At 74.2% G+C, this 23,344-nt stretch carries 22 protein-coding genes; 7 read left to right on the forward strand and 15 right to left on the reverse strand.

Features of this window, described 5'->3' with window-relative positions; all coding sequences use genetic code 11:
- Positions 1 to 11: 11 nt before the first annotated feature.
- The 9 genes from ACIBSW_RS11135 to ACIBSW_RS11175 form a co-directional block, all read right to left on the reverse strand.
- Positions 12 to 2,756: a branched-chain amino acid ABC transporter permease/ATP-binding protein gene (locus tag ACIBSW_RS11135; protein ID WP_354723116.1), complete on the reverse strand. Its 2,745-nt coding sequence runs from the start codon at positions 2,754 to 2,756 to the stop codon at positions 12 to 14.
- Complete coding sequence (locus tag ACIBSW_RS11140) at positions 2,753 to 3,475, reverse strand: ATP-binding cassette domain-containing protein (RefSeq protein ID WP_354723118.1); 723 nt, start codon at positions 3,473 to 3,475, stop codon at positions 2,753 to 2,755. Before ACIBSW_RS11140 ends, ACIBSW_RS11135 begins: the two co-directional genes overlap by 4 nt.
- Positions 3,462 to 4,784: an ABC transporter substrate-binding protein gene (locus ACIBSW_RS11145; protein ID WP_354723120.1), complete on the reverse strand. Its 1,323-nt coding sequence runs from the start codon at positions 4,782 to 4,784 to the stop codon at positions 3,462 to 3,464. Before ACIBSW_RS11145 ends, ACIBSW_RS11140 begins: the two co-directional genes overlap by 14 nt.
- Positions 4,781 to 5,875: a hypothetical protein gene (locus ACIBSW_RS11150; protein WP_354723122.1), complete on the reverse strand. Its 1,095-nt coding sequence runs from the start codon at positions 5,873 to 5,875 to the stop codon at positions 4,781 to 4,783. Before ACIBSW_RS11150 ends, ACIBSW_RS11145 begins: the two co-directional genes overlap by 4 nt.
- Positions 5,872 to 6,843: a WxL protein peptidoglycan domain-containing protein gene (locus tag ACIBSW_RS11155; RefSeq protein WP_354723124.1), complete on the reverse strand. Its 972-nt coding sequence runs from the start codon at positions 6,841 to 6,843 to the stop codon at positions 5,872 to 5,874. Before ACIBSW_RS11155 ends, ACIBSW_RS11150 begins: the two co-directional genes overlap by 4 nt.
- Before the next feature lie 74 nt (positions 6,844 to 6,917).
- The gene (locus tag ACIBSW_RS11160) at positions 6,918 to 8,525 is read right to left on the reverse strand and encodes a WxL domain-containing protein (protein WP_354723126.1); all 1,608 of its coding nucleotides are present in this window, start codon (positions 8,523 to 8,525) and stop codon (positions 6,918 to 6,920) included.
- Between the two features lie 239 nt (positions 8,526 to 8,764).
- A complete protein-coding gene (locus tag ACIBSW_RS11165) occupies positions 8,765 to 10,141 on the reverse strand; it encodes an MmgE/PrpD family protein (RefSeq protein WP_354723128.1) in 1,377 nt (458 codons plus the stop codon).
- Positions 10,138 to 10,905: a cyclase family protein gene (locus tag ACIBSW_RS11170; RefSeq protein ID WP_354723130.1), complete on the reverse strand. Its 768-nt coding sequence runs from the start codon at positions 10,903 to 10,905 to the stop codon at positions 10,138 to 10,140. The genes ACIBSW_RS11165 and ACIBSW_RS11170 overlap by 4 nt, the downstream gene beginning before the upstream one ends.
- The gene (locus ACIBSW_RS11175; protein ID WP_354723132.1) at positions 10,906 to 12,099 is read right to left on the reverse strand and encodes a CoA transferase; all 1,194 of its coding nucleotides are present in this window, start codon (positions 12,097 to 12,099) and stop codon (positions 10,906 to 10,908) included.
- A gap of 76 nt (positions 12,100 to 12,175) precedes the next feature.
- Between ACIBSW_RS11175 and ACIBSW_RS11180 the strand changes: the two genes are divergently transcribed.
- Entirely contained in the window at positions 12,176 to 13,609 is a 1,434-nt protein-coding gene (locus ACIBSW_RS11180) for a dihydroorotase family protein (protein ID WP_354723134.1), read from the forward strand.
- Positions 13,610 to 13,647: 38 nt separating this feature from the next.
- On the opposite strand, the gene ACIBSW_RS11185 is transcribed toward ACIBSW_RS11180, so the two are convergent.
- The 3 genes from ACIBSW_RS11185 to ACIBSW_RS11195 are packed head-to-tail and all read right to left on the reverse strand — an operon-like array spanning position 13,648 to position 16,916.
- Positions 13,648 to 14,505 carry a DUF4437 domain-containing protein gene (locus ACIBSW_RS11185; protein ID WP_354723136.1) on the reverse strand — a complete coding sequence of 286 codons (858 nt, stop codon included), beginning with the start codon at positions 14,503 to 14,505 and terminating at the stop codon, positions 13,648 to 13,650.
- A complete protein-coding gene (locus tag ACIBSW_RS11190; protein ID WP_354723138.1) occupies positions 14,502 to 15,983 on the reverse strand; it encodes an AMP-binding protein in 1,482 nt (493 codons plus the stop codon). Before ACIBSW_RS11190 ends, ACIBSW_RS11185 begins: the two co-directional genes overlap by 4 nt.
- Before the next feature lie 42 nt (positions 15,984 to 16,025).
- Positions 16,026 to 16,916 (reverse strand): hydroxymethylglutaryl-CoA lyase, encoded by an 891-nt coding sequence (locus ACIBSW_RS11195; protein WP_354723140.1) that lies wholly within the window; start codon positions 16,914 to 16,916, stop codon positions 16,026 to 16,028.
- Positions 16,917 to 16,975: 59 nt separating this feature from the next.
- Between ACIBSW_RS11195 and ACIBSW_RS11200 the strand changes: the two genes are divergently transcribed.
- A complete protein-coding gene (locus tag ACIBSW_RS11200) occupies positions 16,976 to 18,169 on the forward strand; it encodes a CoA transferase (RefSeq protein WP_354723142.1) in 1,194 nt (397 codons plus the stop codon).
- Between the two features lie 2 nt (positions 18,170 to 18,171).
- The gene (locus ACIBSW_RS11205; protein WP_354723144.1) at positions 18,172 to 18,798 is read left to right on the forward strand and encodes an isochorismatase family protein; all 627 of its coding nucleotides are present in this window, start codon (positions 18,172 to 18,174) and stop codon (positions 18,796 to 18,798) included.
- Positions 18,799 to 18,815: 17 nt separating this feature from the next.
- Here ACIBSW_RS11205 and ACIBSW_RS11210 read toward each other — a convergent pair whose 3' ends face one another.
- Positions 18,816 to 19,778, reverse strand: a complete 963-nt coding sequence (locus tag ACIBSW_RS11210) for an alpha/beta hydrolase (RefSeq protein ID WP_354723146.1) — start codon at positions 19,776 to 19,778, stop codon at positions 18,816 to 18,818.
- Between the two features lie 75 nt (positions 19,779 to 19,853).
- Positions 19,854 to 20,291, reverse strand: a complete 438-nt coding sequence (locus ACIBSW_RS11215) for a MarR family transcriptional regulator (RefSeq protein ID WP_354723148.1) — start codon at positions 20,289 to 20,291, stop codon at positions 19,854 to 19,856.
- Between the two features lie 59 nt (positions 20,292 to 20,350).
- Between ACIBSW_RS11215 and ACIBSW_RS11220 the strand changes: the two genes are divergently transcribed.
- A complete protein-coding gene (locus tag ACIBSW_RS11220; protein ID WP_354723150.1) occupies positions 20,351 to 21,397 on the forward strand; it encodes a hypothetical protein in 1,047 nt (348 codons plus the stop codon).
- Positions 21,398 to 21,400: 3 nt separating this feature from the next.
- Here the strand turns inward: ACIBSW_RS11220 and ACIBSW_RS11225 are convergent, their stop codons facing one another.
- The gene (locus ACIBSW_RS11225) at positions 21,401 to 21,835 is read right to left on the reverse strand and encodes a hypothetical protein (RefSeq protein WP_354723152.1); all 435 of its coding nucleotides are present in this window, start codon (positions 21,833 to 21,835) and stop codon (positions 21,401 to 21,403) included.
- A gap of 271 nt (positions 21,836 to 22,106) precedes the next feature.
- On the opposite strand from ACIBSW_RS11225, the gene ACIBSW_RS11230 reads away from it, so the two are divergent.
- The 3 genes from ACIBSW_RS11230 to ACIBSW_RS11240 are packed head-to-tail and all read left to right on the forward strand — an operon-like array spanning position 22,107 to position 23,332.
- On the forward strand, positions 22,107 to 22,724 hold the full coding sequence (locus tag ACIBSW_RS11230) for a response regulator transcription factor (RefSeq protein WP_354723154.1): 618 nt from the start codon (positions 22,107 to 22,109) through the stop codon (positions 22,722 to 22,724).
- Positions 22,725 to 22,767: 43 nt separating this feature from the next.
- Positions 22,768 to 23,082: a transposase gene (locus ACIBSW_RS11235; RefSeq protein ID WP_354723156.1), complete on the forward strand. Its 315-nt coding sequence runs from the start codon at positions 22,768 to 22,770 to the stop codon at positions 23,080 to 23,082.
- A complete protein-coding gene (locus ACIBSW_RS11240; protein WP_354723158.1) occupies positions 23,006 to 23,332 on the forward strand; it encodes a transposase in 327 nt (108 codons plus the stop codon). The genes ACIBSW_RS11235 and ACIBSW_RS11240 overlap by 77 nt, the downstream gene beginning before the upstream one ends.
- Positions 23,333 to 23,344: the final 12 nt, after the last annotated feature.

Consider the following 23,344-nt stretch of genomic DNA (forward strand, 5'->3'; position numbering starts at 1 on the left):
ATCGCTGTTTCTCAGCCGGCCGGCGCGCCGGACCGGGCCACGGCAGCCTCGTCGGTGCCGAGGTAGGACAGGACGACCGCGGGGTCGGCGCGGACCTCGTCGGGGGTTCCCTGCGCGATCACCCGGCCGGCGTCCATGGCGATGAGCCGGTCGGCCACCCGGGACAGCAGTGGCAGATCGTGCTCGATCACCAGGACCGTCGTGCCGAGCTCGGCGCGGACCCGCAGCAGCAGGTCGCCGAGGGCCGCGCCGTCGGCCTGGGTGAGCCCCGACGAGGGTTCGTCGAGCAGCATCAGGCGCGGTTCGAGCACCAGCAGGCAGCAGAGCTCGACGAGGCGCCGGGTGCCGGTGGACAGCTCGCCGACGCTGCGGTGCGCGTGCTCGTCGAGGCCCATGACCCGCAGCGCCTCGTCGGCCCGGGCCGCCTTGGCCTCCTCGGGCCCGGCGGCGCCGAGCAGGTCGACGGCGAGCCGCGACGGCGCCCGCTTCTCGGCCGCGACCATCACCGCCTCCCGTACGGTCATGGACGGGAACAGCCGGGCGTCCTGGAAGGACCGGACCAGCCCGTGGCGGGCGCGGCGCTCGGGCGCCCACCGGGTGACCGGCCGCCCGCGGTAGTGGACCGACCCGCCCTCCGCGGCGGTGAACCCGGCGAGGATCTCGAACAGCGTCGTCTTCCCGGCACCGTTCGGCCCGATGATTCCGACGATCTCCCCCTCGGCCACAGCGAAGCTCGCCTCGTCCACGGCCCGCACCCCGCCGAACGTCCTCCGCAGCCCGGCAACCTGCAATAACGGGACCCCCGTGCCGTCATGAACAAGCGGCGCGGCAGGCAGCCGCTCGGTAGCGGGCGGAGGCGGGACCGGGTCCGGTGTGATGGCGGTCGGAGGTGTTCCGGGGCCATTACCTTCCCGCCCGCGCCGGAGGTCCGGCAGTCGCCGGCGCAGGTCTGCCAGTAGGCCGCCGAGGCCGTCCGGGAGCAGCAGGACCACCAGGAGCCAGCCCAGGGTCAGCGCCGCCTGGCCGGGAATGCCGAGCGGCACCAGCGCGGGAACGCCGACGATTACGGCCGAACCCAGCAGCGCGCCGCTGTTGCGGGCCATGCCGCCCACCACCGCGAGCGCCACCGCGTCGATGCTGGCCGAGGCCGGGAAGTTGTTGACGCTCAGCTGGGACTGGCCGAAGCCGATGACCACGCCGCCGAGGCCGGCGAGGGCGCCGCAGACCGCGTACGCGTGCAGCTTGCGCAGCGGCGCCGCGACCGTCAGCGCACGCCCGGCCTCCTCGTTGTCCCGCAGCGCTAGGAGCAGCCGGCCGAAGCCGCCGGCCCGCAGGCGCGAGGTCACCCACCAGCCGATGACCAGCAGCATCAGCGCGAACAGGTAGTAGTCGGTGGCGACGCTGACCACGTAACCGTCCCAGACCGGGTAGGGCGTGGTGAGGCCGTCGCCGAGCAGCCACGGCTGGCGCAGCAGCCAGCCGCTGGTGGCGAGCGCGAACGCGAGCGTGGTCACGCCGAGCGCGACACCGCGCAGCCGCAGCGCGGGCAGGCCGACGACGGCCGCCGAGAACGCGCCCGCCGCGCAGCCGGCCAGCACTCCCAGGAACATGTTGCCGGTGGCCGAGGCGACCCGGACCGAGACCGCGGCGGCGATGCCGGCGAACGCGAACTGGCCCAGCGACAGCTCGCCGGCCACGCCGGTCACCAGGATCACCGAGAGGCCGACCAGGGCGTAGCCGCACACCTCGGTGAGGATCGAGGCGGTCGCGTTGCTCACCGCGTACGCGAGAAGCACGCCGACCGCGAGCAGCACGCCGAGGCCGGCGCGGGCCAGCGGGTCCGGGCCGCCGGCGGGTCGCCGCCACGGCGGCGGGTCGGCGTCGCGGCGCCCGGACGGTCTCTGGCGCAGCAGCGCGACGAGGATGGCCAGGCCGAGCACCACGTCGACGAAGCCGGCGGTCTGGCCGGAGAGCAGGATCTGCTCGAGGACGCCGACGCCGAGCGACGCGGCGAACGCGATCGGCAGCGACGCCATCCGGGCGATGACCGCGCCGGCCAGGCCGCGCAGCAGCAGCTCCGGGCCGAGCGAGTCGATGGACTGCACGCCCTGGGTCGGGGTGAGCAGGATGGCGGAGAACGCGGCGACCGCGCCGGCGATGCCCCAGGCGAGGCTCGCCATGCGGGGCGCGGCGACCCCGTTGACCGTCGCCGCGTCGGGGTGGTCGGCGGCGGCGCGGATGCCGATGCCGAAGCGGGTGCGGCGCAGGAACCAGGCGAGCGCGGCGAGCAGCACCGGGGTGAGCAGCAGCATCGCGGTCAGGGACGGGCCGATGACCGTGGTGCCGATGTGGAACGACGGGAGGCCGGGCGGCTTCGGGAAGGTGGCGCCGCTGAAGCTGGAGCGGTCGACGACCAGCGCCAGCACCAGGATGAACTGGGCCAGGCCGAGGGTGGCGATCATGCCGATGACGCGCGGACGGCGGTGCAGGCGGCGCACGACCGTCGCCTCGGTGAGCGCGCCGAGGGCGGCGGCGGCCGCGATCGCGACGGGCAGCGCCGCCCAGTAGCCGACGGCGCCGGCGAGGCGGGCGAGGACCGCCGCGCCGAAGACGCCGATGGCGCCGTGCGCGAAGTTGACGAAGCGGCTGGACCGGTAGACGAGCACCAGCCCGATCGCGAGCAGCCCGTAGGTCAGCCCGGTGAACAGCCCGACGGCGATCCGGTCGGGCCCGAAGTCGAAGCCGGCGAAGGTCATGCGGCGTGACCGCCCAGCACGAGGCGGCGGGCGAGGTCGGGTGAGGCGCGGAGTTCGGCCGGAGTGTGCGCGGCGATTATGGTGCCGTGCTCCATGAAGAGGAGCCGGTCGGCGACCGACATCGCCACGTTCACGGACTGCTCGATGAGCAGGGTCGCCACGCCGACCGCGGCCAGCCGCCGGACGAGCTCGAGCAGGCCGCCGACGACCACCGGCGCGAGCCCCAGCGAGAACTCGTCGATGACCAGCGCGGCGGGCCGCTGGATCAGCGTCTTGGCGAGCACCAGCATCTGCCGCTCGCCGCCGGACAGCGTCGAGGCCGGCTGTTCGGCGCGGGCGGCGAGGCGCGGGAAGACGGCCAGCGCGCCGTCGACCGCGGCCTCCCGCGGCTCGTCGTCCCGGCCGTTCGGGTACGCGTGCATCCGCAGGTTGTCCCGCACCGACAGGGTGCCGAACGCCTGCTGCCCGATGACGGTGGACAGGCCGAGCCGTACCCGCCGCGGCCCGGGCACGGCGGTGATGTCCGCGCCGCCCAGGGCGACCCGCCCGGCGGACGGGCGGTTGAGTCCGGCGACCATGCGGACCAGCGTGGACTTGCCGACGCCGTTGGGTCCGCACAGCGCGACGGTCTCGCCGGCGGCGACGGCCAGGTCGACGCCGAACAGCACCTGGATCGCGCCGTACCCGCCGGAGAGGCCGGTCACCTCAAGCACCGACATCGGCCACCTCGCCGGTGTAGGTGAAGCAGGGGCAGGCGTCGTCGTACCGCAGGACCCGGTAGCCGCTGCCGGCGGCGTACAGGCCGGGTCCGAGCTTTCCGCCGAAGCCGATCGCCGTCGCGAAGCCGGTGCCGAGGGCCTGCGCGGCGCTGCCCCAGGCCGCGGCGTTGAGGTCCGGTCCGATGTCTTTGGCGGCGGCCTGCAGCAGCAGGGCCGCGTCGCAGTAGCCGAACGCGACCCGGGCGTTCTCCCGGCGCCGGAAGTCGATCCCGGCGGCGGCGAAGATGCCCTGGCAGTTGCGTTCGGCGTCGGTGCCGGGGAAGGCCAGCCGGCTGTCGGGCACGTCGAGGGCGGGCGCGAAGCCGATGCCGACCATCCCCTTGAGCGCGGCCGGCGGGATGGTGCCGGGGTTGGCGACCATGAAGGTCGGGTTGTCGAAGGTGGAGACGCCGTAGCGGGCGGTGAAGTTCTGCGCGGCGGCGGTGGTCATGAAGAACGGCGCGATCCGGGCGCCGCCGAGGAAGAACACCCGGTCGATGCGCTTGCCGCGGAAGTTGACGGCGGCCTGGTTGAGCCCGGTGTTGAGGGTGCCCAGGTCGGTGGTGTCGACCCAGCCGACGGTCCCGGCGACGCCGAGCTCGGCCAGGGCCGGCGCGACGATGCCGTCGTAGACGGCCCGGTTGGCGGGGCTGTCGGCGGCGACGATGCCGGCCGCCTTGCGGCCGTCGAAGAACTTCTCCCGGCCGAGCACGGCCAGGAACGAGGTCGCGAACGCGTCGTACTCGGGGAAGGAGCCGGTCCAGAGGTACGGGGCGAGCGCGGCGAACGTGCCCTTGTCGTCGGCGATCAGGGTGGCGTCGAGCATGAGCGTGCGGCGCTGCGCGTAGCAGGGCCGGGCGTTGGGCTGCAGCTGCCCGGTGAGCACCACGGCGAACGCCCGGTCGTCCTGGGTGATCTTGTTGCACAGCGTGGTCTCGGCGGCCGGTGAGTCGTTGCTCGCCTCGTAGTTCTCGAAGACCGCGTCGAGCCTGCGCCCGGCGACGCCGCCGTGCGCGTTGATGTAAGACGCCAGCGCCGCGACCTGCTTCTCCGGGTCGCCGACGTCGGGGTCCTTGAAGCCGGTGAGCGAGGCGGTCTTGGACAGGTCGGTGCCGATGAAGACGACCTTCACCGCGTCGTCGGTGACACCCGGCCCGCTGCCGGTGACTGCCTCCGGCCCAGCGGCACCCGGCATCAGGGCACCGCAGCTGGTGTACGCGAGCACGCACGCCACCAATACCGCGCCCGCGCGAATCGGCAGCGATGTCATGGGCTCTCCTCCTCGAGCAGGGTGTCCCGCAGCGTCGGGCCGGGCGGGTACCGGCGGGCCAGCACGTGCCCGAGCGCGTCGAGGTCGAGCACGGAGTCGCCGCGCCCCGGCCCGCCGCCCGCGCCGATCAGCGTGCGCAGCCCCTCGGTGCTGAGCATTCCGCCGGCGTGGCGCCGCAGCCGGCCCGCCATCGGCGCGTCGTCGAAGACCAGGAACGCGCCGAGACCGCCGAGCCGCACGACCGCCGGCAGCACGGCGTCGGCCGCGCTCAGCTCGGCGAACCGGCGCCGCCTGCGCAGCCGCCGCAGCACACCCCAGGCGATCAGCAGCAGGCCGGCCGCGTTGAGCAGGAAAAGGCCCCAGGGGTACGCCTGGTGATGCGCGCGGCCGACGGCGAGGCCGCCGACGTCGACGCCCATCGCGTACCTGCCGAACGCGAGCGGGGGGATCTCGACCGGCACGACGAAGGTGCGGCTCTGCCCGGGCCCGAGGCTGCCGACCGGCGCCTGGTAGAAGATGTCGTCGTTGCCGTTGCCGGCCATCCGCGCGCTGAGCGTGGCGCTGGTCAGCGTCGCGGTGGACGGGTTGCGCACGGTGTAGGTCAGCTTCAGGTGGTCGGGCCAGCCGAACCAGGCGAGCAGGGACCCGCCGGAGAGCCGCGCCTCCTGGAGCGTGAGCACGTGCGGCGGCGCCGCGGTCTTCGGCAGCGGGCCTGAGGCGTGCCCGGTGACGGCCAGCGGCAGGTTCACCACCGAGTCGTCGGCGCCCTGCACGAGTCCGAGGTGCACGACGCACGGGCAGGCCCGGGGCGGGTCGCCGACCTGCAGGTCGATGCGGAAGGTGCCGTCGGGGCGTACGGGTGTCGCCAGCGCGCCGCGGTTGTCGCAGGCGACCGAGCCGGTGAGCCCGCCCTCGCCGCAGGTGACGGCCTGGACGAGCTGCCCGGCGGGCCAGCCGGACCCGGTGACCCGGACGGTGTCGCCGGTCCGGGCCCGGTCGGTGGAGAGCCGGGCGTTCGGGCTCCCGGCCCAGGCCGGCGTCGCCGGCGCGGCGACGAGCAGGACGGCCGCCAGGATCGCGACCCTTCTCATCCGGTCACCGGGCCCCGCGCCCGCAGGGTTCGGCTGCGCCGGCGGCGGCTCAGGACCCACCAGGCGGCCGCGGCGGCGGCAATCGGGACGGCGAGGGCGGTCCAGGACAGGACGAGGGCGCGGTCGGTGCGCTTGGCGTAGACGCCGCCGTCGGCGCGCACGACCACCGACGCGGTGACGATGTCGACGGGCCAGGCGCCGCGCGCCCGCATGCTGAACGTGCCGGTCGCGCCGGGCACGAAGTCCCCGGACGGCGACGAGCCGGTCATCGTCACCCGGTGGCCGAACAGGCCGGTCGCGCGGACCGTCGCCGTCGGCACCAGGTGCGCGTTGCCGACGTTGGCAACCTGGTAGGTGAGCTCGCCGTCGGCGGCGTGCGGCAGCAGCGGCGCGGCGAGGTTCAGCCGCACCGACGGCACGGCGAGGCCGGGCACGACGGTGCCGGCCACCCGCAGGTAGACCCGGGCGGCGACGGCCCGCTGGATCCGCACCGTCGCGCCGTCGGCCCCGGTGGTGACGCCGGCTTCGGTCTCCATCGCGACGATGCCGCCGACGTGGTCGCCGGGCGTCGCGTTCCGCGGCACGGCGATGGTGAACGGGACGTCGGCCTGCGCGCCGCCGGGCACCGTCACCCGCGCGACCGCAGCCTTGACCCAGGCGCCGACGTCCTTCTGCGGCTCGGCGCTGGTACGCATGGCGAAGCCGCCGTCCCGGGCGGTGTTGTACGCGTCGGCGCCGTAGAGCAGGAACGACTTGGGCGACTTGCCGAGGTTGACGACGCGCACCGACTCCTTGACGGTCTGGCCCGCGCTCGCGTCGAGGAAGAAGTAGACCCGCGGGGTCGGCCCGGCCTTGGCCGCCGGGGTGGGCGTGACGGCCCACTCCCCGTTACCGGCGGCGGACGCCGGCGCGGCCGGCCAGGCCAGCGCCGCGACGATGCCGGCGGCGGCGATCGCGCGTAACCGCATGCCCGGGCCCCTTCCGTTGCTGCCGGTGGTGGGTGGGGACGGTTGGCGGACCGTCCCCACCCGACTGCCGTGGCTCAGCTCAATGTGACCGTGAGCGTCGCCGAGTACGCGCCCGCGAGCTGGTTCGCGGGCACCGCGAGGGCCAGGCCGGCCGACGCGTCGAACGAGCCGCCCGTGCCGGACGCCGAGGCCGGCGCCGAGCAGAGCGTCGCGGTGTCGGCCGCCCCGGCGGCGCCGGCCACCGCGGTGACCGCGTTGGTCGCCCCGGTGTGCGCGACGCAGGCCGGCGTCCAGGTCAGCGCCGACTTCGGGATCGAGCCGGCCGGGACACCGCTGAAGTCGGTGACCGCGGCGGTGAGGCTCCAGCCGAAGGTGCTGCCCCGGTGGTCGGTCACGTTGATCGCCGGCAGGTTGCCGGTCGCCGACTGCGCGGAGCCGTTGAGCGTGACGCCCCCGAGCGTGATCGAGCTGGTGCCGGCGCCGCGCGACATGGCGAGCGAGCCCGCCGTGACCGTCTCGGACAGGGTGTAGGACAGCGCGCAGCTCCCCGCCCCGGCCACACAGGAGTCCGCCGAGGCGGTCCAGACGGCCGTGGCGAACAGGCTCGCGGCCTGTGCGCCCAGGTACGCGGTGGCCGGGTCGTTGACCGTGAACGCGGCGGTGAGCCCGCCGGTGCCCGACGCGGTGGCGGTGACCGCCGGGTCGGCGCTGGCCGGCGGCGGCGGAGCTCCGGTGAGCGGCTTGTAGCCGCGCACCGTGACGGTGCTGCCGGGGTTCCAGTTGGTGCCCGTCACGGTGACGGCCGTGCCGATCCCGCCGCCGGTCGGGGTGATCGAGATCGTCGGGCTGCCGAGGATGGTGATCGGCACGGTCACCGTGTTGGTGCCGTCGGTGATGGCCACCGACCGGCTGCCGGCCGTCGCCCCGGTCGGCACGGCGATCGACCCGGTGCCCGCGCCGGTGGCGTCGGTCGTGCCCGTGCCGCTGCCCTGCCCCGTACCGCCACCGGTGCCGTCCCTCAGCGACGACGTCAGCGCCGCCGAGGGTGCGAACCCGGTGACCGAGTAGTTGACGGTGTTGCCGGCCCGGGCGTGACCGGTGACCGTCTGGCCGGTGACCGAGGTGATCGTCGCGCCGCCGTCGAAGACGGAGAAGCCCTGCACGATCGTGGTGTCCTGCGGTGCGGCCTTGTGGTCGCGGTCCCCGGCGTTGGAGCAGTAGGTCGCCGCGGACGTGTTGGCGAAGTTGACCTGGGCGACGGTGAGGGTGCCCGCGCCGGCCGCGCCGGCGACGAACGTGCCGGTGGCGCTGATCGGCCCGAGCGGTGCGTCCGGAGCCGTGGCCACCGCCGGGTAGGTCGCCTGGTTGAGGACGAGCGTCCCGGTCTGGTTACCGGCGATCTTGACGGTGACCTTGACCGGCACGTCGCCCGGAACCAGCGGGACCGGGCCGTTGTTCGGCCCGGCGACGGCGGTGAACGTCACGGTCACGGTCTGGCCCGGCGTCGGCGAGGCCGGCGTCTGGTTCAGCGTGAAGGTGTCGTTCCACGTCGTCGGCGAGCTGCCGGTGCCGGTGTTGCCGAAGTAGAGCCGGCAACCGAGGGAGTTGGCGGCCGGCCCGTATGCGGCGGCCGGTGCCGCCCCGGCCGCGACGGCGGCGAGCGCCGCCACCGCAGCCGTCATTGCCCTGCGTGCGGACTGTTTCATGTGTTGCCGCGTCCCCTCTCTCAGGTGGGAGCACCGGCCGCCGAGCGTGCCGCGACCGGTGCGCTGGCGCGCGGTACGCATCCGGCCTCCCCCTGTTTCCATAGAGGAAACGGCGTTTTCCATCAGCGTGGTTTCAATAAAGTCCGGCCCACCTGCCGTGTCAAGCCTCCGGACGGCCGTATCTCGCCCTGCGATACACCGTTTCCCATAACGGGTCAGGCCGCGAAGAGGTCCGAGACCGCTCCGCCGTCCGCCAGCCGGCCGGCGGCGGCCGCGAGCGCGGCGACCCGCTCGGCGCTCAGCGCCCGCGACGCGTTGGCCGCGAACTTGGCGGCGACCTCCGCGGCGGTGAGCGGGTTCTCGGGCCCGCCGCGCGAGCCCGCGACCCGGTGGCACAGCTCGCGTCCGTCGCGGGTGTGCACGCGCAGCACGGCCGCGAACGCGCGCGGGAACGCCTCGGTGGCCGCGGCGTCGGCGTGCACGCGCACCCGGGCGGCCAGGTCGAGGCGCACGGGATCGAGCACCGCGAAGTCGTCCAGGCCGACGCCGAGCCCGCCGCCGCCGGTCAGCGCGACGGCGATCGTGTACGGCCCGGAGAACTTCGCGTGGTAGCCGCTGCGCGGGCGGGCCTTCTCCACGGTCGGCTCCGCGATCGTGCGCAGCACGGGTTCGGCGACTCCGAGCTCGATGCCCTCCACATCGGACGCCCGCAGGCCCTGGGCGCGCAGCGCGAGTGCGCAGTCGATGCCCGGGTGGGTGAAGTGGTTGGCCGGGTACGGCTTGAAGACCGTCCGCAGCAGCTCCCACCGCTGGCCCAGCCCGTCGGTCACGGCGTCGGCGCCGAAGACGCCGGTGTGCGCCGCGAAGAAGCCGAAGCGTCCCTCCAGGACCGTCGGCGGCCCGGTGAGCCCGTCGGCCGCCAGGGTCGCCGCCACCACCCCGGCGTGCGCCGCCCAGCCGCAGTGCGCCCGCTTGACCGAGCCGCCGGTGCGGTTGGCCTCGAGCACCCCGGCGCCCATCGAGGCCGCGATCCCGATGGCGTCGGCGATCCCACCCGGCGGCAGGCCGTACAGGCGGGCGACGGCGACGGCCGCGCCGATCGTGCCGCAGATCGAGGTGGCGTGCTGGCCGCGCTCGAAGAACAGGTTCGCCCCGGTGTCCGGGTCCAGCCCGGCCATGCCGAGCCGGTTGGTCACCTCGATCCCGGCGGCGATCGCGGCGATCAGGTCGCCGGGCGCGCCCGCCTCGGCCGCGGCGAGCGCGGCCGGCACCACCGACGCGCTCGGGTGCAGCACCGACGGCAGGTGCGTGTCGTCGTAGTCGAGCGAGTGCGCGAGCACGCCGTTGACCAGCGCCGCCGAGGGCGCCGGCAGCCGGGCGCCGGAGCCGATCGCGGTCGACTCGGGCACGCCGCCCCAGCGCGTCATGGTCGCGAGGGCCGCCCGCGCGGCGTCGGCGTCCGGCTCGGCGTACGCGGCGAGGGCGTTGCCGAACGTGTCGAGGACACGCCCCGGCACGTCGGCCCGGACCTCTGCGGGCGGCTCGACCCCCGCCGCGAACTCGCCGAGCCGGGCGGCGAGCGTGGCGGTCACGGGATCACTGCGAGGGGCCGGACCGGCGAGCCGGTCGCGCCGACGAGCTTGAGCGGGGCGAGGATCAGCTGGAACTCGGTCACCCCGGCGTCGGCGAGCCCGGCGAGCAGCATCGTCTCGACGATGTTGATCCCGGCCTCGACCAGCAGGATCCGGTGCACCGGCAGGCTCGCGTGCCCCGCTCCGGGCGCGATCGCCTCGTACGCGATGGTCTCTCCGCCGGTGACCGCGACGCCGCGCTCGACCAGCCAGCGCGCCGCGTCCTCGCCGACGCCCGGCACCCCCGACCCGGCACCCAGGAAGGCGGCGCCGTCGGCGAAGAGCCGCGACCATCCGGTGCCGACCAGGACCGCGTCGCCGGGCCGGATCTCGAGCTCCCCGGCCGCGGCGGACAGGTCGGCCGCGGTGACCGCATAGCCGGGCGGCAGCACCGGTACGCCGTGCAGCGCCGCAACGTCGAGAAAGACCCCCCGGCCGACGAACGGCGGGAACTCGTCGATGCCGAGGCGGGAGAACCCCGCGTCGGACTGGACGGAGGCCGCCTCGACCCCGCCGTGCAGCAGGCCGTCCTGCGACACGTGCGCGAGCGCGTCGATGTGCGTGCCGACGTGCGTGCCGGTGACCAGGATGTCGTTGGCCGCCGAGCCGCCGCCCGCGCGCACCTGGTCGCCGTGCCGGCGCACCAGCGCGTGCGTGTACGCCGGATGGTTCGGCGACTGCGGCATGCCCCGCCGCATCGGCTGGGCCAGATCGAAAACCTTCATTCAGATGACTCCCTCGGCCCGCAGTGCGGCCCGCTCGTCCTCGTCGTAGCCGAGTCCGGCGAGCACCTCGTCGGTGTTCGCGCCGAGCTCGCGGCCGGTCCAGGCGATCCGGCCGGGCGTGCGCGACAGGCGGTACAGCGGGCCGGGCATCCGCACCGGCCCGAGCGTCGGGTCGTCGGCCGTGGTCACCGAGTCCCGCGCGGCGAACTGCGGGTCGGCGAAGACGCCGGCGATGTCGTAGACCGGCGCGACCGCGGCCTGCGCCTCGTCGAACGCCGCCCGCACGCTCGCCAGGTCCCGTCGGGCAATCCAGGAGCCAACCGCCTCGTCCAGCTCGTCGGCGTGCCCGGCCCGCCCGACCCCGGTGGCGAACCACGGCTCGTCGATCAGCTCGGGGCGCCCGACCAGCCGCATGACCCGCTCGGCGACGGCCTGCGCGCTGGTCGAGATCGCCACCCACTGCCCGTCGAGGGTCCGGTAGGTGTTGCGCGGCGCGTTGTTGACCGACCTGTTCCCGGTCCGCCCCTGCACGATGCCGAGCTGGTCGTAGACCATCGCCTGCATGCCCAGCACGGTGAGCATCGGCTCGACGATGGCCAGGTCGATCACCTGACCGCCGCCGCCGTGCACGTCGCGGTGGTACAGCGCGGTCAGCACGGCCTGCGCGCAGGTGAGCGCGGCGATGCCGTCGGCGAGGCCGAACGGCGGCAGCGTCGGCGGGCCGTCGGCCGGGCCGGTGATCGCCGCGAAGCCGCTCATCGCCTCGGCGAGCGTGCCGAAGCCGGGCCGGCCGGCGTACGGCCCGGTCTGGCCGTACGTGGTGACCCGGGCGATGACCAGGCCGGGGTTGTCGCGGTGCAGCACGTCGGGGCCGAGGCCCCAGCGCTCGAGGGTGCCGGGGCGGAAGTTCTCGATCAGCACGTCGGCGCCGGCGAGCAGCCGCCGGGCGACCGCCGCGCCGGCCGGCTTGCCGAGGTGGAGGCTGACGGTCCGCTTGTTGCGGCCGAGCATGGTCCACCACAGCGGCACGCCGTCCTTGGCCGGGCCGTGCCCGCGGGCGGGGTCGCCCTTGCCGGGGTGCTCGACCTTGACCACGTCGGCGCCGTAGTCGCCCAGCACGGTGGCGGCGAGCGGGCCGGCGAACAGGGTGGACGCGTCGACGACGCGGACGCCGTCCAGCGGAGAGGCGGGCATGGCACACCCTAACGCCCTGTTCCGGTGAAGGAAACCTCGTTACAGTGTGCGAAACGCAGAGGGAGGTCGTCGAGGCATGAGCCGTTACGAACTGGTGGTCCGCGGCGGCACGCTGGTGCTGCCCTACCTCGGCACGGTCCGCGCGGACCTCGCCACCCGGGACGGAAGGGTGGCCGCGATCGCCGACGACATCCCGGCCGCCGAGGGCGACGAGGTGCTCGACGCCGCCGGCAGGCTGGTCTTCCCCGGCGCCGTCGACGCGCACTTCCACCTCGGCATCTACCGCCCGCTGGAGGTGGACGCGGCGCAGGAGACCCGCTCGTCGCTGGTCGGCGGCGCCACCACGGTGCTCTCCTACTTCCGCACCGGCCAGCACTACCTCGACAAGACCGGGCCGTACGGCGAGATCCTGCCCGAGGTGCTCGGCGCGGTGGCCGGCCACGCGTGGACCGACTACGGCTTCCACCTCGCGCCGATGGACACCGCCCAGGTGCGCGAGGTGCCCGCCCTGGTCGACGGGCACGGCGTGTCGAGCTTCAAGTACTACATGTTCTACAAGGGATTCAACCTCGCCGCGGACTCGCGCGACGCCAAGGCGTTCACCATGAGCGACGAGTACGACCTGGGCCACCTCTACCAGCTCATGGAGGCGGTCGCGGCGGCGAACACCTCCGGCGACCGGCGGATCTCCCTGTCGCTGCACTGCGAGCAGGCCGAGCTGATGCGGCTCTTCATCGATCGGGTACGGGCGGCGGGCGACCCGCAGACGCTGCGGGCGTACTCGGACGCGCGGCCCCCGCTGACCGAGCGGGTGGCGATCGGCGAGGCCACCACCCTGGCCCGGCACACCGGCTGCCCGGTCAACCTGCTGCACCTCTCCTCCGGCGAGGCCCTGGCCGCGGCGCGGGAGGCCCGGGCCGCGATGCCCGGCACCGACATGCGCCTCGAGGTGACGCTGCACCACCTCTGCCTCACCCACGACGAGCTCGACGCCCGGGGCGGCCTGGGCGGCAAGGTGAACCCGCCGATCCGGTCGGCGGCCGACACCGAGGCGCTCTGGGCCGGCGTGCTCGACGGCTCGATCGACTGGGTCGCCTCCGACCACGCCTGCTGCCTCGAGGAGAACAAGGGCGACGCGCTCTGGCCGGCCCTGCCCGGCTTCGGCGGCACCGCGCTGCTCTACCCCATCCTGATCAGCGAGGGGATGCACAAGCGCGGCCTGACACCGGCCCGGGTCGCCGAGCTCGCGGCCGGCAACCCGGCCCGCGCGTACGGCCTGGACGGGCGCAAGGGCAATTTGCTGGTCGGCTACGACGCCGACCTGACCGTGGTCGACCCCGACCTGGAGCGGGAGGTCACGGCCGAGCTGCTGCTCTCGGGGCAGGACCACTGCCCGTTCGAGGGGCACAAGGTGCGCGGCTGGCCCGTCGCGACGGTGCTGCGCGGCCGGGTCGCGTACGCGAACGGGGTGGTGACCGGAGCCCCGCGCGGAGCGTTCGTGGCGCGCTGAAACGCCGGGGGCCGCGGCCCCCGGCGCTCTGGCCGCGCTCACATGCCGTCGCCGGACCATTCGCCGCGGGAGCGGGAGCGCACCGGCAGCGTCGAGATGACCGGGGCGTGGCCGTGCTCGTAGTTCTCGGCGGTGCCGCCCCACTTGACCCACTCGTCGGTGGTGTACCAGTTGATCAGCTCGCCGTCGGAGCGGATGATCCAGTCGATGTCGGTCTCGGCGACGAAGTGGCCGTGCTTCACGCCGGCCGGGCGGAAGCAGTAGGTGCCCTCGTCGATGTCGCCGAAGTTGTACGCCATCTTTCCGCTGAGCGTATAGAACTCCTCGTAGCACGGGTGGTGCGCGAGGCGGTGGTCGCTCCAGCCCTTCGGCGCCCGGATCAGCCGGGTGTAGAAGCCGGTCTTCGGGTCTCGGTGCAGCAGCTTGATGTAGAGCGGGGTGAGCGGGCCGACGGTCGGCGCGGCCACCCACTCCTGCGCATTCGCGTCGACGACGGTGACTTCGCCGTCGGCGTCCGCCTGCCGGGTCGCCTCGCCCAGGTTGGTGGCCGGGTCGAAGCCGCAGTCGCCGTACTCGCGCCAGTGCAGCACGTGCGCACCCTCGTGGATCTTCAGCCAGTCCATCGGGACGCCGCGCGGCACCTGCAGGTAGCCGCCCGGGCCGAGCTCGCGCCCGCCGTAGGACAGCGAGCCCGAGACCACGTAGAACTCGGTGTCGGCGTGCGGCACGCCGGCCGAGCGCCCCCAGTCGGCGGTGGCGTGCAGCGCGAGCGAGGAGGAGCCGTCCTCCTCGTCGACCGACAGCCGCCGCTCCAGGATCCTGCCCTCCCCGTACGGCAGCTCGCCGGCGTGGAAGATGTAGTCGTCCTCGTGGATGAGTTCCACGTGTGCCCTCACGGCGTACTCCTCAGCTCGCGTTTCAACACCTTGCCGGCGGCGTTGCGGGGCAGCGCCGCGACGACCTTGAACTCCTTCGGCACCTTGTAGCCGGCCAGCCGCTGCCGCAGGTGCGCGTCCAGCGCGGGCGCCTCGACCGCGCGACGGCAGACCAGGTAGGCCACCACCCGCTCGCCCCAGCGGCCGTCCGGCTCGCCGACCACGGCGGCCTCGGCCACGGCGTCGTGGGTGAGCAGCACCTCCTCGACGTCGCGCGGGTAGACGTTCACCCCGCCCGTGATGATCACGTCCTTCGCCCGGTCGACGATCGAGATGAAGCCCTCCTCGTCGGCGACGACGATGTCGCCCGAGGTGAGGAAGCCGTCGTCGGTCGTGCAGGCCGCGGTCGCCGCCGGGTTCCCGTGATAGCCGTTCATCAGGTACGGCGAGCGGCTGTACAGCTCGCCCGGCGTGCCCGGCGCGACGGGCAGGCCGTCCGGGCCGACGATGCGCACCTGGGTGGCGAACCAGGGGTGGCCGACCGTGCCGGCCTTGCGCCGGGCGTCCGGCGGCCGCAGGTTCGTCACCACTCCCGCCTCGGTCGACCCGTACAGCTCGTGCACCCCGGCCCCGGGGAAGGCCTCGAACACCCACTCCTTGAGGACCTTGGGCAGGGCGGCGGCGTTGAAGTAGAGGGTGTCCAGCGACGGCAGGGCCGGGACGGTGCCGACCGCCTCGCGGATCAGCTGCGCGTGCGTCGGCACCAGGAAGACCGACTGCGCCCGCTCGCGGTCGATCAGGTCGAGCAGCGCGCCGGGGTCGAACGAGCGCAGCATGCTGACCGTGGCGCCACAGTAGACGGCCGCGTAAGCGAACGCGAAGCCGGCGCCGTGGTACATCGGCGCGACCGCGATCGTGCGGCGGCCGGGGCCGAGCCCCCACTCCAGCGCGGTGGCGTAGAAGGTCAGGCAGCGGGAGCGGTGCGAGATGAGCACGCCCTTGGGGTCGCCGGTGGTGCCGGCCGTGTAGGCGATGCAGAACGGGTCGCGCTCGTCGACCGGCACCTCGGGGTCGCGGGCCGGCGCCGCGGCGATCCACCGCTCGTACTCGCCGCCGATGCCGACGACGCGCACCGCCGCCTCGGGCACGGCGAGCGCGGGGTCCGCGATCAGCAGCCGGGCGCCCGAGTGGCCCAGGATGAAGGCGGCCTCCGGCGCGGTCAGCCGCGGGTTGACCGGGACCAGCACGAGGCCGGCCTTGGCGATGCCGGCGGCGATCTCCGGGTATTCCAGGCGGTTGCCGCAGAGCAGCCCGACCCGGTCGCCGGTGCCGAGCCCGGCCGCGAGCAGCGCGTTGGCCAGCCGCGACGAGCGCTCGTGGAGCGCCGCGTAGGTCAGCTCGCGGTCGCCGTCGCGCACCGCGATCGCGGCCGGGGTCGCCCGGCCGAATTCCCGCACTCCACCCGCGATCGTGAGATCGGCGCCACCGGACCGCAACATGCCAGAATGGAAACACCGTTTCCATTCCTGCGCAAGGGCGGCTCAGCCGGGGAAGTCGCCGGCCCGGCCCAGCTGGGCGGGCACCGCGTCAAGGCCCAGCTCGGCGCCGATCCAGGTGCCGGTCGCGGCGGCGTGCGGCACCGCGACGCCGGTCGCCAGGCCGGAGCGGCCGAGCAGGTAGGCGAGGTCCTCGGTGGCGATGTTGCCGGTCGCCGCCGGCGCGAACGGGCAGCCGCCGATCCCGCCGAGGCTCGCGTCGAGCGCCGCGAAGCCCAGGTTCGCCGCGGCTATCGCGTTGGCGTACCCGGTGTTGCGGGTGTTGTGGAAGTGGGCGCGCAGCGGCACGTCGACGACCTCGCGGGCGGCGGCCGCCAGCTCGCCGACCTGCGCCGGCACGCCGACGCCGATCGTGTCGGCCAGGCACAGCTCGTCCATCGGGCCCGCGTTCGCGATTATCTCCCGCACCCGGTCGGGGCGGACCTCGCCGGTGAACGGGCAACCGAAGGCGGCCGCGACGGTGAGGGTGACGCGGATGCCCGCCGCCCGCGCCCGCTGCGCCACCGACCGGAAGCCGTCCAGCGACGCCATCGTGGTCATGCCCTGGTTGCGCCGGGCGAACTCGTCGGTCGCCACCACCACGAAGTTGATCTCGTCCGGGCGGTGGCCCGGCTCCAGTGCGAGGACGCGGTCGAGGCCGCGGCCGTTGAGCACCAGCGCGACGTAGCGGACCCCCGCGCCGCGCGGGACGCCGCGCAGCACGTCCTCGGCGTCGGCGAGCTGCGGCACCCGGTCGGGCCGGGCGAACGCGGCCACCTCGAGGCGGCGCAGCCCGGCGGCGACCGCCCGGCGCACGTACTCCACCTTGGTCCCGGTGGGCAGGACTCGCTTCTCATTCTGCAGGCCGTCGCGCGGGCCGACCTCGACGATTTCCACCCGCCACCCTCCTCTGTTCCGACTAGCGAAACATTGTTTCCTCTAGCTAGGCTAGCCGCGTGACAGCTCCCCTGACCGACATCCGGGTCATCGAAACCGGAACGCTGCTGGCCGGGCCGTTCTGCGGACAGCTGCTCGGCGACTTCGGCGCCGAGGTGATCAAGCTGGAGGAGCCCGGCAAGGGCGACCCGATGCGCCAGTGGGGCCGGGAGAAGCCGCACGGCCAGTCGCTGTGGTGGCCGGTGGTCGCGCGCAACAAGAAGTCGGTGACCTGCAACCTGCGCACCAGCGAGGGCCAGGACCTGGTGCGCCGCCTGGTCGCCGAGTCGGACGTGCTGCTGGAGAACTTCCGCCCCGGCACGCTGGAGCGGTGGGGCCTGTCCTACGAGACCCTGTCGGAGCTCAACCCCCGGCTCATCCTGGTGCGGGTCACCGGCTACGGCCAGACCGGGCCGTACGCGCCGCGCGCCGGCTTCGGCTCGATCGGCGAGGCCATGGGCGGGCTGCGCTACGTCACCGGCGAGCCGGACCGGCCGCCGTCGCGCAGCGGCATCTCGATCGGCGACTCCCTCGCCGCCACCTACGCGGCGTTCGGCACCCTCGCCGCCCTGCACGCGCGCGAGCGCACCGGCCGCGGCCAGGTCGTCGACTCTGCCATCTACGAGGCCGTCCTGGCGATGACGGAGTCGCTGATCCCGGAGTGGGCGGTCGCCGGGTACCGCCGCGAGCGCACCGGCGCGATCCTGCCGAACGTGGCGCCCAGCAACGGATACCCCACCGCGGACGGCTCCGACGTGCTCATCGCCGCCAACCAGGACACCGTCTTCCGCCGCCTGGCGACGCTGATGGGCCGGCCCGAGCTGGCCGACGACCCCCGCTACGCCACGCACGGCGCGCGCGGCGAGCACCAGGCCGAGCTCGACGGCCTGGTCGCGGAGTGGACCTCCGGGCTGCCGGCGGCCAAGCTGCTCGAGCTGCTGCACTCCGGCGGGGTGCCCGCCGGCGGCATCTACACGGCCGCCGACATCCTGGCCGACCCGCACGTGCGGGCCCGCGAGGCGGTCGTGACGGTCGAGCACCCGACCCTGGGCCCGGTGCCGATGCAGAACGTCGCGCCGCGGCTGTCCGCGACGCCCGGCGCGGTGAACTGGGCCGGGCCGGCGCTGGGCGCCAGCAACGACTACGTGTACGGGGACCTGCTCGGCCTGCCCGCCGAGGAGCGTGCGCGGCTGCGCTCGGCGGGAGTGATCTGAGCTTGTCGACTCTCGACGACGACTACGCGGCGGCCGGCTTCGCCCGGCGGCTCGGGTGGGGAACGCACCCGGCCGTGCTGCTGGTCGACGCCGCGCTGGCGTACACCTCGCCGGGCTCGCCGCTCTTCCTGTCCACGGGCCGGGCCGCCGCCGACGCCATGGCCGCGCTCGCCGAGACGGCCCGCACCGCCGCGCTACCGGTGGTCTGGACCCGGGTCAGCTACGCCGACGAGAGCTGCGGCGAGGCGCCGCTGTTCGCCGCCAAGGTGCCGGCGCTCAAGGTCTTCGCGGCCGGCAACCCGCTCGGCCAGTTCACGCCTCCGCTGGAGCCCCTGCCGGGCGAGCTGGTGGTGGTCAAGCACTACGCCAGCGCGTTCGCCGGCACGTCGCTCGCCGCCTGGCTGGCCTCGCACGGCGTGGACACGCTGGTCATCGGGGGCTACTCGACCAGCGGGTGCGTGCGCGCGTCGGCGCTCGACGCCCTGCAGCACGGGTTCCGCCCGATGGTGGTGCGGGAGGCCTGCGCGGACCGCGACGCCGGCCCGCACGAGCACAACCTGTTCGACCTGAACGCGAAGTACGCCGACGTCGTCGGCCTGGACGAGGCCCTGCCCGCCCTCCAACGGTGAAGGGCGGGCATCCCCGCTCAGGTGCCGCTGAGCGTCTCGACAGTGCCAGTGGTCAGCAGGCCCTGGTAGTAGCCGCCGCCCGGGTAGTACGCCGCCGTGGTCGTGCCGCCGGCCGCGTCGGCCGCCCACGCCACGGCGAGCGTCTGCAGCGCCGTGATGTTCTTGGCCTGCGGCGTGCCGTCGACCAGCGTGCACAGCGCGTCGGTGCTCGCACCCTCGGCGTCGCAGTGGCAGCCGGTCGTCAGCCGCACGCCGAGGAACGACCGGTCGAGCGCGTCGGTGAGCGCGACCGTCCCGTTCGCGTTGCTGTTACCCAGGTACGGCGGCGACGAGATCGCCAGGATCGGCAGCGTGGTGCCGGCGAGCCCGGCCAGCGCCGCCGGCTCGTTGTTGCCGATGAGCGACTTCACCGGGTCGAGCAGCTGCACGAGGGCCAGCCGCGCGAACGCGGCCGGGTACGCGGTGCGCAGCCGGTTGGCGACGTAGGTCGCCGACTCGCCGCCCGCCGAGTGCCCCGCGATGACGTAGGTCGCCGGCAGCGCCTGGCCCGCCCGTCCGGCCTTGGCCGCCGCGGCCGCGTGGCTCCTGGCCAGGTTGCCGGCCGGGCTGCTCGCGGTGCCGAGCCAGGCGGCGACGTTGTTCAGGAACGGGTTGTTGTTGCCCAGATTGCTGACCGTGCAGCCGAAGATGTCGGCCGAGGGCAGGGTCGGCGCGAACACCAGGAAGCCGGCCGCCGCGTAGTGCTCGGCCAGGTCCCGCATGTTCCCGTTCGACCGGGAGAAGCCGTGCTGCAGGTAGACCAGCGCCCGCGGGCTCGCGGTCGACGGGAAGTACCAGTCGGCGGCCGGGTGGTAGGTGAAGGCCGCGCACGGGACGTCGACCGTCGTGCGGACCGCGGTCCAGCCGGCGGCCTGCGCGCCCGAAGGGGCGACGGCCAGTAGGGAGACGGACAGGGCAAGGGTGGCGAAGATTCGGCGCACAGGACCCTCCACTTAGGTCAGCTGTAACACTCTCCGAAACGGCGTTTCCCATTGAGCGCCCTTATTGGCAACATGTCAAGAAGTCTTGAACAAGTCGTCGCCGCCTTCGTTGTATCGACGGATGTAATCGGCGAACCGCTCGACGTCCCGGTCGGACCAGCCGGCGAACCGCTCCGACATGGCGTCGAGCCGGCGTCGGCGTGCGCCCGCGAGGGCCTCGCGCCCGGCCGCCGTGAGCCGCCAAAGCTGGCCGCGCCCGCCCGCGCCCGCCGCGACGTGGATCAGCCCGGCCTGGCTCAGCCCCGCCACCTGACGGCTCACCGTCGACTTGTCCAGCTGGAAGTAGCCGGCCAGGTCGACGGCCCGGCACCCGTCCCGCTCGGCGAGCAGGTCGAGCATGCTGAAGTCGACAAGCGTCAGCGCGGGGTGCAGGTCGGCCGCGGTGGTGCGGGCGCGCCGCGCCATGGCCATGATCCCCCGCTGGATCGTGTCGATCACCACATCCCGAGTCATGGTTGTAATCTACAACTTCCCGTAGGTTGTATTTACCAACTCACCTCCTGGAACGGCACATGACCAAACCCTCCTCCGGCCCGTGGCACGCCATCGGCCACGTCGCCCTGCACCTGGTGACGCCGCTGCTGATGTGCCTCGGCATGGGCCTGGCCTATCTGAGCGCCTTCGACCAGCCGCACCCCCGGCACCTGAACGTGGCCGTCGTCGGCGCGGACGAGCCCGCACGGGCGCTCGCCGCCAAGATCGGGCAGCGGGCGGGCGACGCGTTCGACGTGCGCACGGTCGCCTCCCGCGACGCCGCGGCGGACGCGCTGCGCGACCGCACGCTCGTCGGCGCGTTCGTGCCGGACCCGCACCGGCCCGAGCTCCTGGTCGCCAAGGCGAACTCCGAGACCTCCGCGTCGGTGGCCGAGTCGCTGTTCCGCGAGGTAGCCGCGGCACAGGGCGGCGCGCTGGCCGTCACCAACCTCACCCCGCTGGCCCCCGGCGACCCCACCGGCCAGGGCATCTTCTTCTACCTCGTGCTGCTGAGCATCGGCTCGTACGCGAGCGTCGCCGCGATCGGCGCCGCCGGAGCCGGCCTCGCGGTGTGGATCCGCGCGCTGCTCGGCCTGGCCACCGCGCTGGCGGTCAGCGCCGTCGGCATCGTGCTGGCCGGGCCGGTGTTCCACGTCGTCGACCACCAGTACCCCCTGGTGTGGACGATGTCGCTGCTCTACTCGGCCGGCATCCTGGCCATCGGCATCGGCGCGCACACGTTCCTCAAACGCTGGACCACGCTCGCCATGGTGGTCGTCTTCGTGATGCTCAACTTCACCTCGTCCGGCGGCATCTTCCGCCCCGAGCTGCAGAACGCGTTCTTCGGCGGGCTGCACTCGTTCTGGACCGGGGCCGGGTTCGTGGAGGGCGTGCGCAGCCTGCTCTACTTCGGCCGCGCCGCCGGCTTCGCCGGGCATCTGCTGACGCTGACCGGCTGGCTGGCCGCGGGCCTGGCGCTGATCGCCGCCGCGGCGTTCGCCGAGCGCCGCCGGGCCGCGCCGGCCGTCGGCGCGGGCGAGGACGCCGCCGCGCTCGAGGAGATCGAGGAGGCGGTCGCGGCCTGAGTGCTATGGGCGGACCGCGGCTGCCGCGGCGCCGACGACGGCGAGGTCCTCGAGCACCGCGGCGGCGACCGGCGGCAGCGGGCCGCGGGCCGCCCACGCCCGCCAGCGCGCGCCGGCCACGCCGGCCGCCAAGGCCCCGGACACGGCGACCAGAACGGGCAGCGCCGCCGATGCGCCGTTGCGGCGGGCCAGCGCGGCGGCGGAGGAACCCGCCGTCACCAGGCGCCCGGCCAGCGCCGGCGGGGACAGCCGGCTGGGTACGCCGGGGAGCTTGTCGGCGACGAGTTCGGCACCGGCCGCGGCCACGATCAGCCGGCGTGCACGTCCCGGGCCGGCGGTGAGGGCGACGGCCGCCGGGCCGGCCATGCTCCGGCCGCCGCAGGCCGCTCCCAGCAGGAAGGCCCGCCCGACGAGATGACTCAAGGCGCGGTCGGCCATGCCGGTCCCCCTCTCGGCTCGATGGCTCTACCGGGAGGGTGCCCGGCCGGTGCGACGCCAAACCTCATGGGGGATCTCTACCCGGAATTGCGTACCCGGTGGTCGCACGGGCCGGACGGCGACGGCCGACGGCCCCGGCGCGCCGCTCCCCCGCCGGTCGATTCCCTGGTGGGGGCCGCCGGGCGAATACGGGCAGGCGGACCCGATGCGCCGCCCGGCCGGGCTCGGCAGGCTCGTGAGCTGAGCCGGTCTGGTCACGAGGAGGTCCGCGATGGCGAACGAGGCACCGAACCGGGGCGACGCGGGCCCGCCGCGCGCGCATCTGATCGCCCGGGACAACCGGATCCGGGCCGGGCTGGTCACCGTGCTGCTGCGCACGGGCGCCCTGCTGGTGCCGCTCGACATTCCGCCGCGGGCCGTCGTCGTAGCGGCGGCGCGCACCCTCGACGAGGCGCTCGGCGCGGTTCCCGAGGCGTGCCGGTCCGGGGAGTTCCGCCTGCTCGTGCTCGCGGACACGTTCGACCCGGCCGGCGTGCGGCGCGCCGTGCGGGCCGGGGTCCGGGCGATGCTGCCGCTGACCGGGGTGACCCCGGCACAGCTCGCCGCCGCCCTGGACTCGGCGAGCCACGGCGACGGGCAGCTGCCGTACCAGGTGCTGATCCGGCTGCTGAACGGCGCGGGGGCGGAGCATCCGGTCGAGTCGCTGACCGCCCGGCAGGCGCTGGTGCTCCGGCTGATCGCGGACGGGCACGCCAACGCGGCCATCGCGCGCGAGCTGTCCTGCTCCGAGCACACGGTGAAGAACATCATCTACGACCTGATGGCCCGCCTGCAGGTCAACAACCGGGCGCACGCGGTGGCCCGCGGCATCCGGACCGGCCTGATCTGACTGGGTGTGTTCTATCCAAGCGGTGTGCGCACGATCGATAACCATGAACCTGCGCTACCCGAGCGATCTGACCGATGCCGAGTGGGTTCTGGTCGAGCCGTTGCTGCTGCGTCCTGGTAAGCCGGGCCGCAAACACGGTGATCTGCGGCGAGTCGTCGACGCGCTGCTCTACCAGGTGCATACCAGCTGTCAGTGGCAACACCTGCCGGGTGAGTTCGGGCCGTGGACGCGGGTATGGTCGCAGTTTTCGGCGCTGGTCGGTCAACGGCACCTGGGCGCGGGTGCTGGCAGGACTGCACGCGCACGCCCGGACGGTGCTGGACCGGGCGGCACCGACACCGTCGCTGATCACGATTGATACACATCTTGCCCGCGGAAGCTCGCATGGTGGTGCGACGTTCCATGACCGGGGCGACCCGTTCGGCCGGGTCAAGGGCGCGAAACGGGCGATCGCGGTGGACGTGACCGGCCTGCCGATCGCCGCGACGGTCTTTCCCGCGTCAACGCACGAGAACGCGGCCGTCGCCGGGTTGCTGGACTTGCTCCGTGAGCAGGGCCAAGACGGTGCGTCGCACCCCGTCGGCATCTCGATAAGTATTGCCCAATGACTAGTGGCATCA

Origin of the sequence: Actinoplanes sp. NPDC049668 (assembly GCF_044465445.1) — a bacterium.
Lineage (GTDB): Bacteria > Actinomycetota > Actinomycetes > Mycobacteriales > Micromonosporaceae > Actinoplanes.

Coding starts and splice junctions, on each gene's coding strand:
- ACIBSW_RS11235 (WP_354723156.1), top strand. CDS start 22,768: ATGAACCTGCGCTACCCGAGCGATCTGACCGATGCCGAGTGGGTTCTG.
- ACIBSW_RS11180 (WP_354723134.1), top strand. CDS start 12,176: ATGAGCCGTTACGAACTGGTGGTCCGCGGCGGCACGCTGGTGCTGCCC.
- ACIBSW_RS11215 (WP_354723148.1), bottom strand. CDS start 20,291: ATGACTCGGGATGTGGTGATCGACACGATCCAGCGGGGGATCATGGCC.
- ACIBSW_RS11190 (WP_354723138.1), bottom strand. CDS start 15,983: ATGTTGCGGTCCGGTGGCGCCGATCTCACGATCGCGGGTGGAGTGCGG.
- ACIBSW_RS11170 (WP_354723130.1), bottom strand. CDS start 10,905: ATGAAGGTTTTCGATCTGGCCCAGCCGATGCGGCGGGGCATGCCGCAG.
- ACIBSW_RS11140 (WP_354723118.1), bottom strand. CDS start 3,475: ATGTCGGTGCTTGAGGTGACCGGCCTCTCCGGCGGGTACGGCGCGATC.
- ACIBSW_RS11175 (WP_354723132.1), bottom strand. CDS start 12,099: ATGCCCGCCTCTCCGCTGGACGGCGTCCGCGTCGTCGACGCGTCCACC.
- ACIBSW_RS11230 (WP_354723154.1), top strand. CDS start 22,107: ATGGCGAACGAGGCACCGAACCGGGGCGACGCGGGCCCGCCGCGCGCG.
- ACIBSW_RS11150 (WP_354723122.1), bottom strand. CDS start 5,875: ATGAGAAGGGTCGCGATCCTGGCGGCCGTCCTGCTCGTCGCCGCGCCG.
- ACIBSW_RS11135 (WP_354723116.1), bottom strand. CDS start 2,756: ATGACCTTCGCCGGCTTCGACTTCGGGCCCGACCGGATCGCCGTCGGG.
- ACIBSW_RS11160 (WP_354723126.1), bottom strand. CDS start 8,525: ATGACGGCTGCGGTGGCGGCGCTCGCCGCCGTCGCGGCCGGGGCGGCA.
- ACIBSW_RS11145 (WP_354723120.1), bottom strand. CDS start 4,784: ATGACATCGCTGCCGATTCGCGCGGGCGCGGTATTGGTGGCGTGCGTG.
- ACIBSW_RS11225 (WP_354723152.1), bottom strand. CDS start 21,835: ATGGCCGACCGCGCCTTGAGTCATCTCGTCGGGCGGGCCTTCCTGCTG.
- ACIBSW_RS11155 (WP_354723124.1), bottom strand. CDS start 6,843: ATGCGGTTACGCGCGATCGCCGCCGCCGGCATCGTCGCGGCGCTGGCC.
- ACIBSW_RS11220 (WP_354723150.1), top strand. CDS start 20,351: ATGACCAAACCCTCCTCCGGCCCGTGGCACGCCATCGGCCACGTCGCC.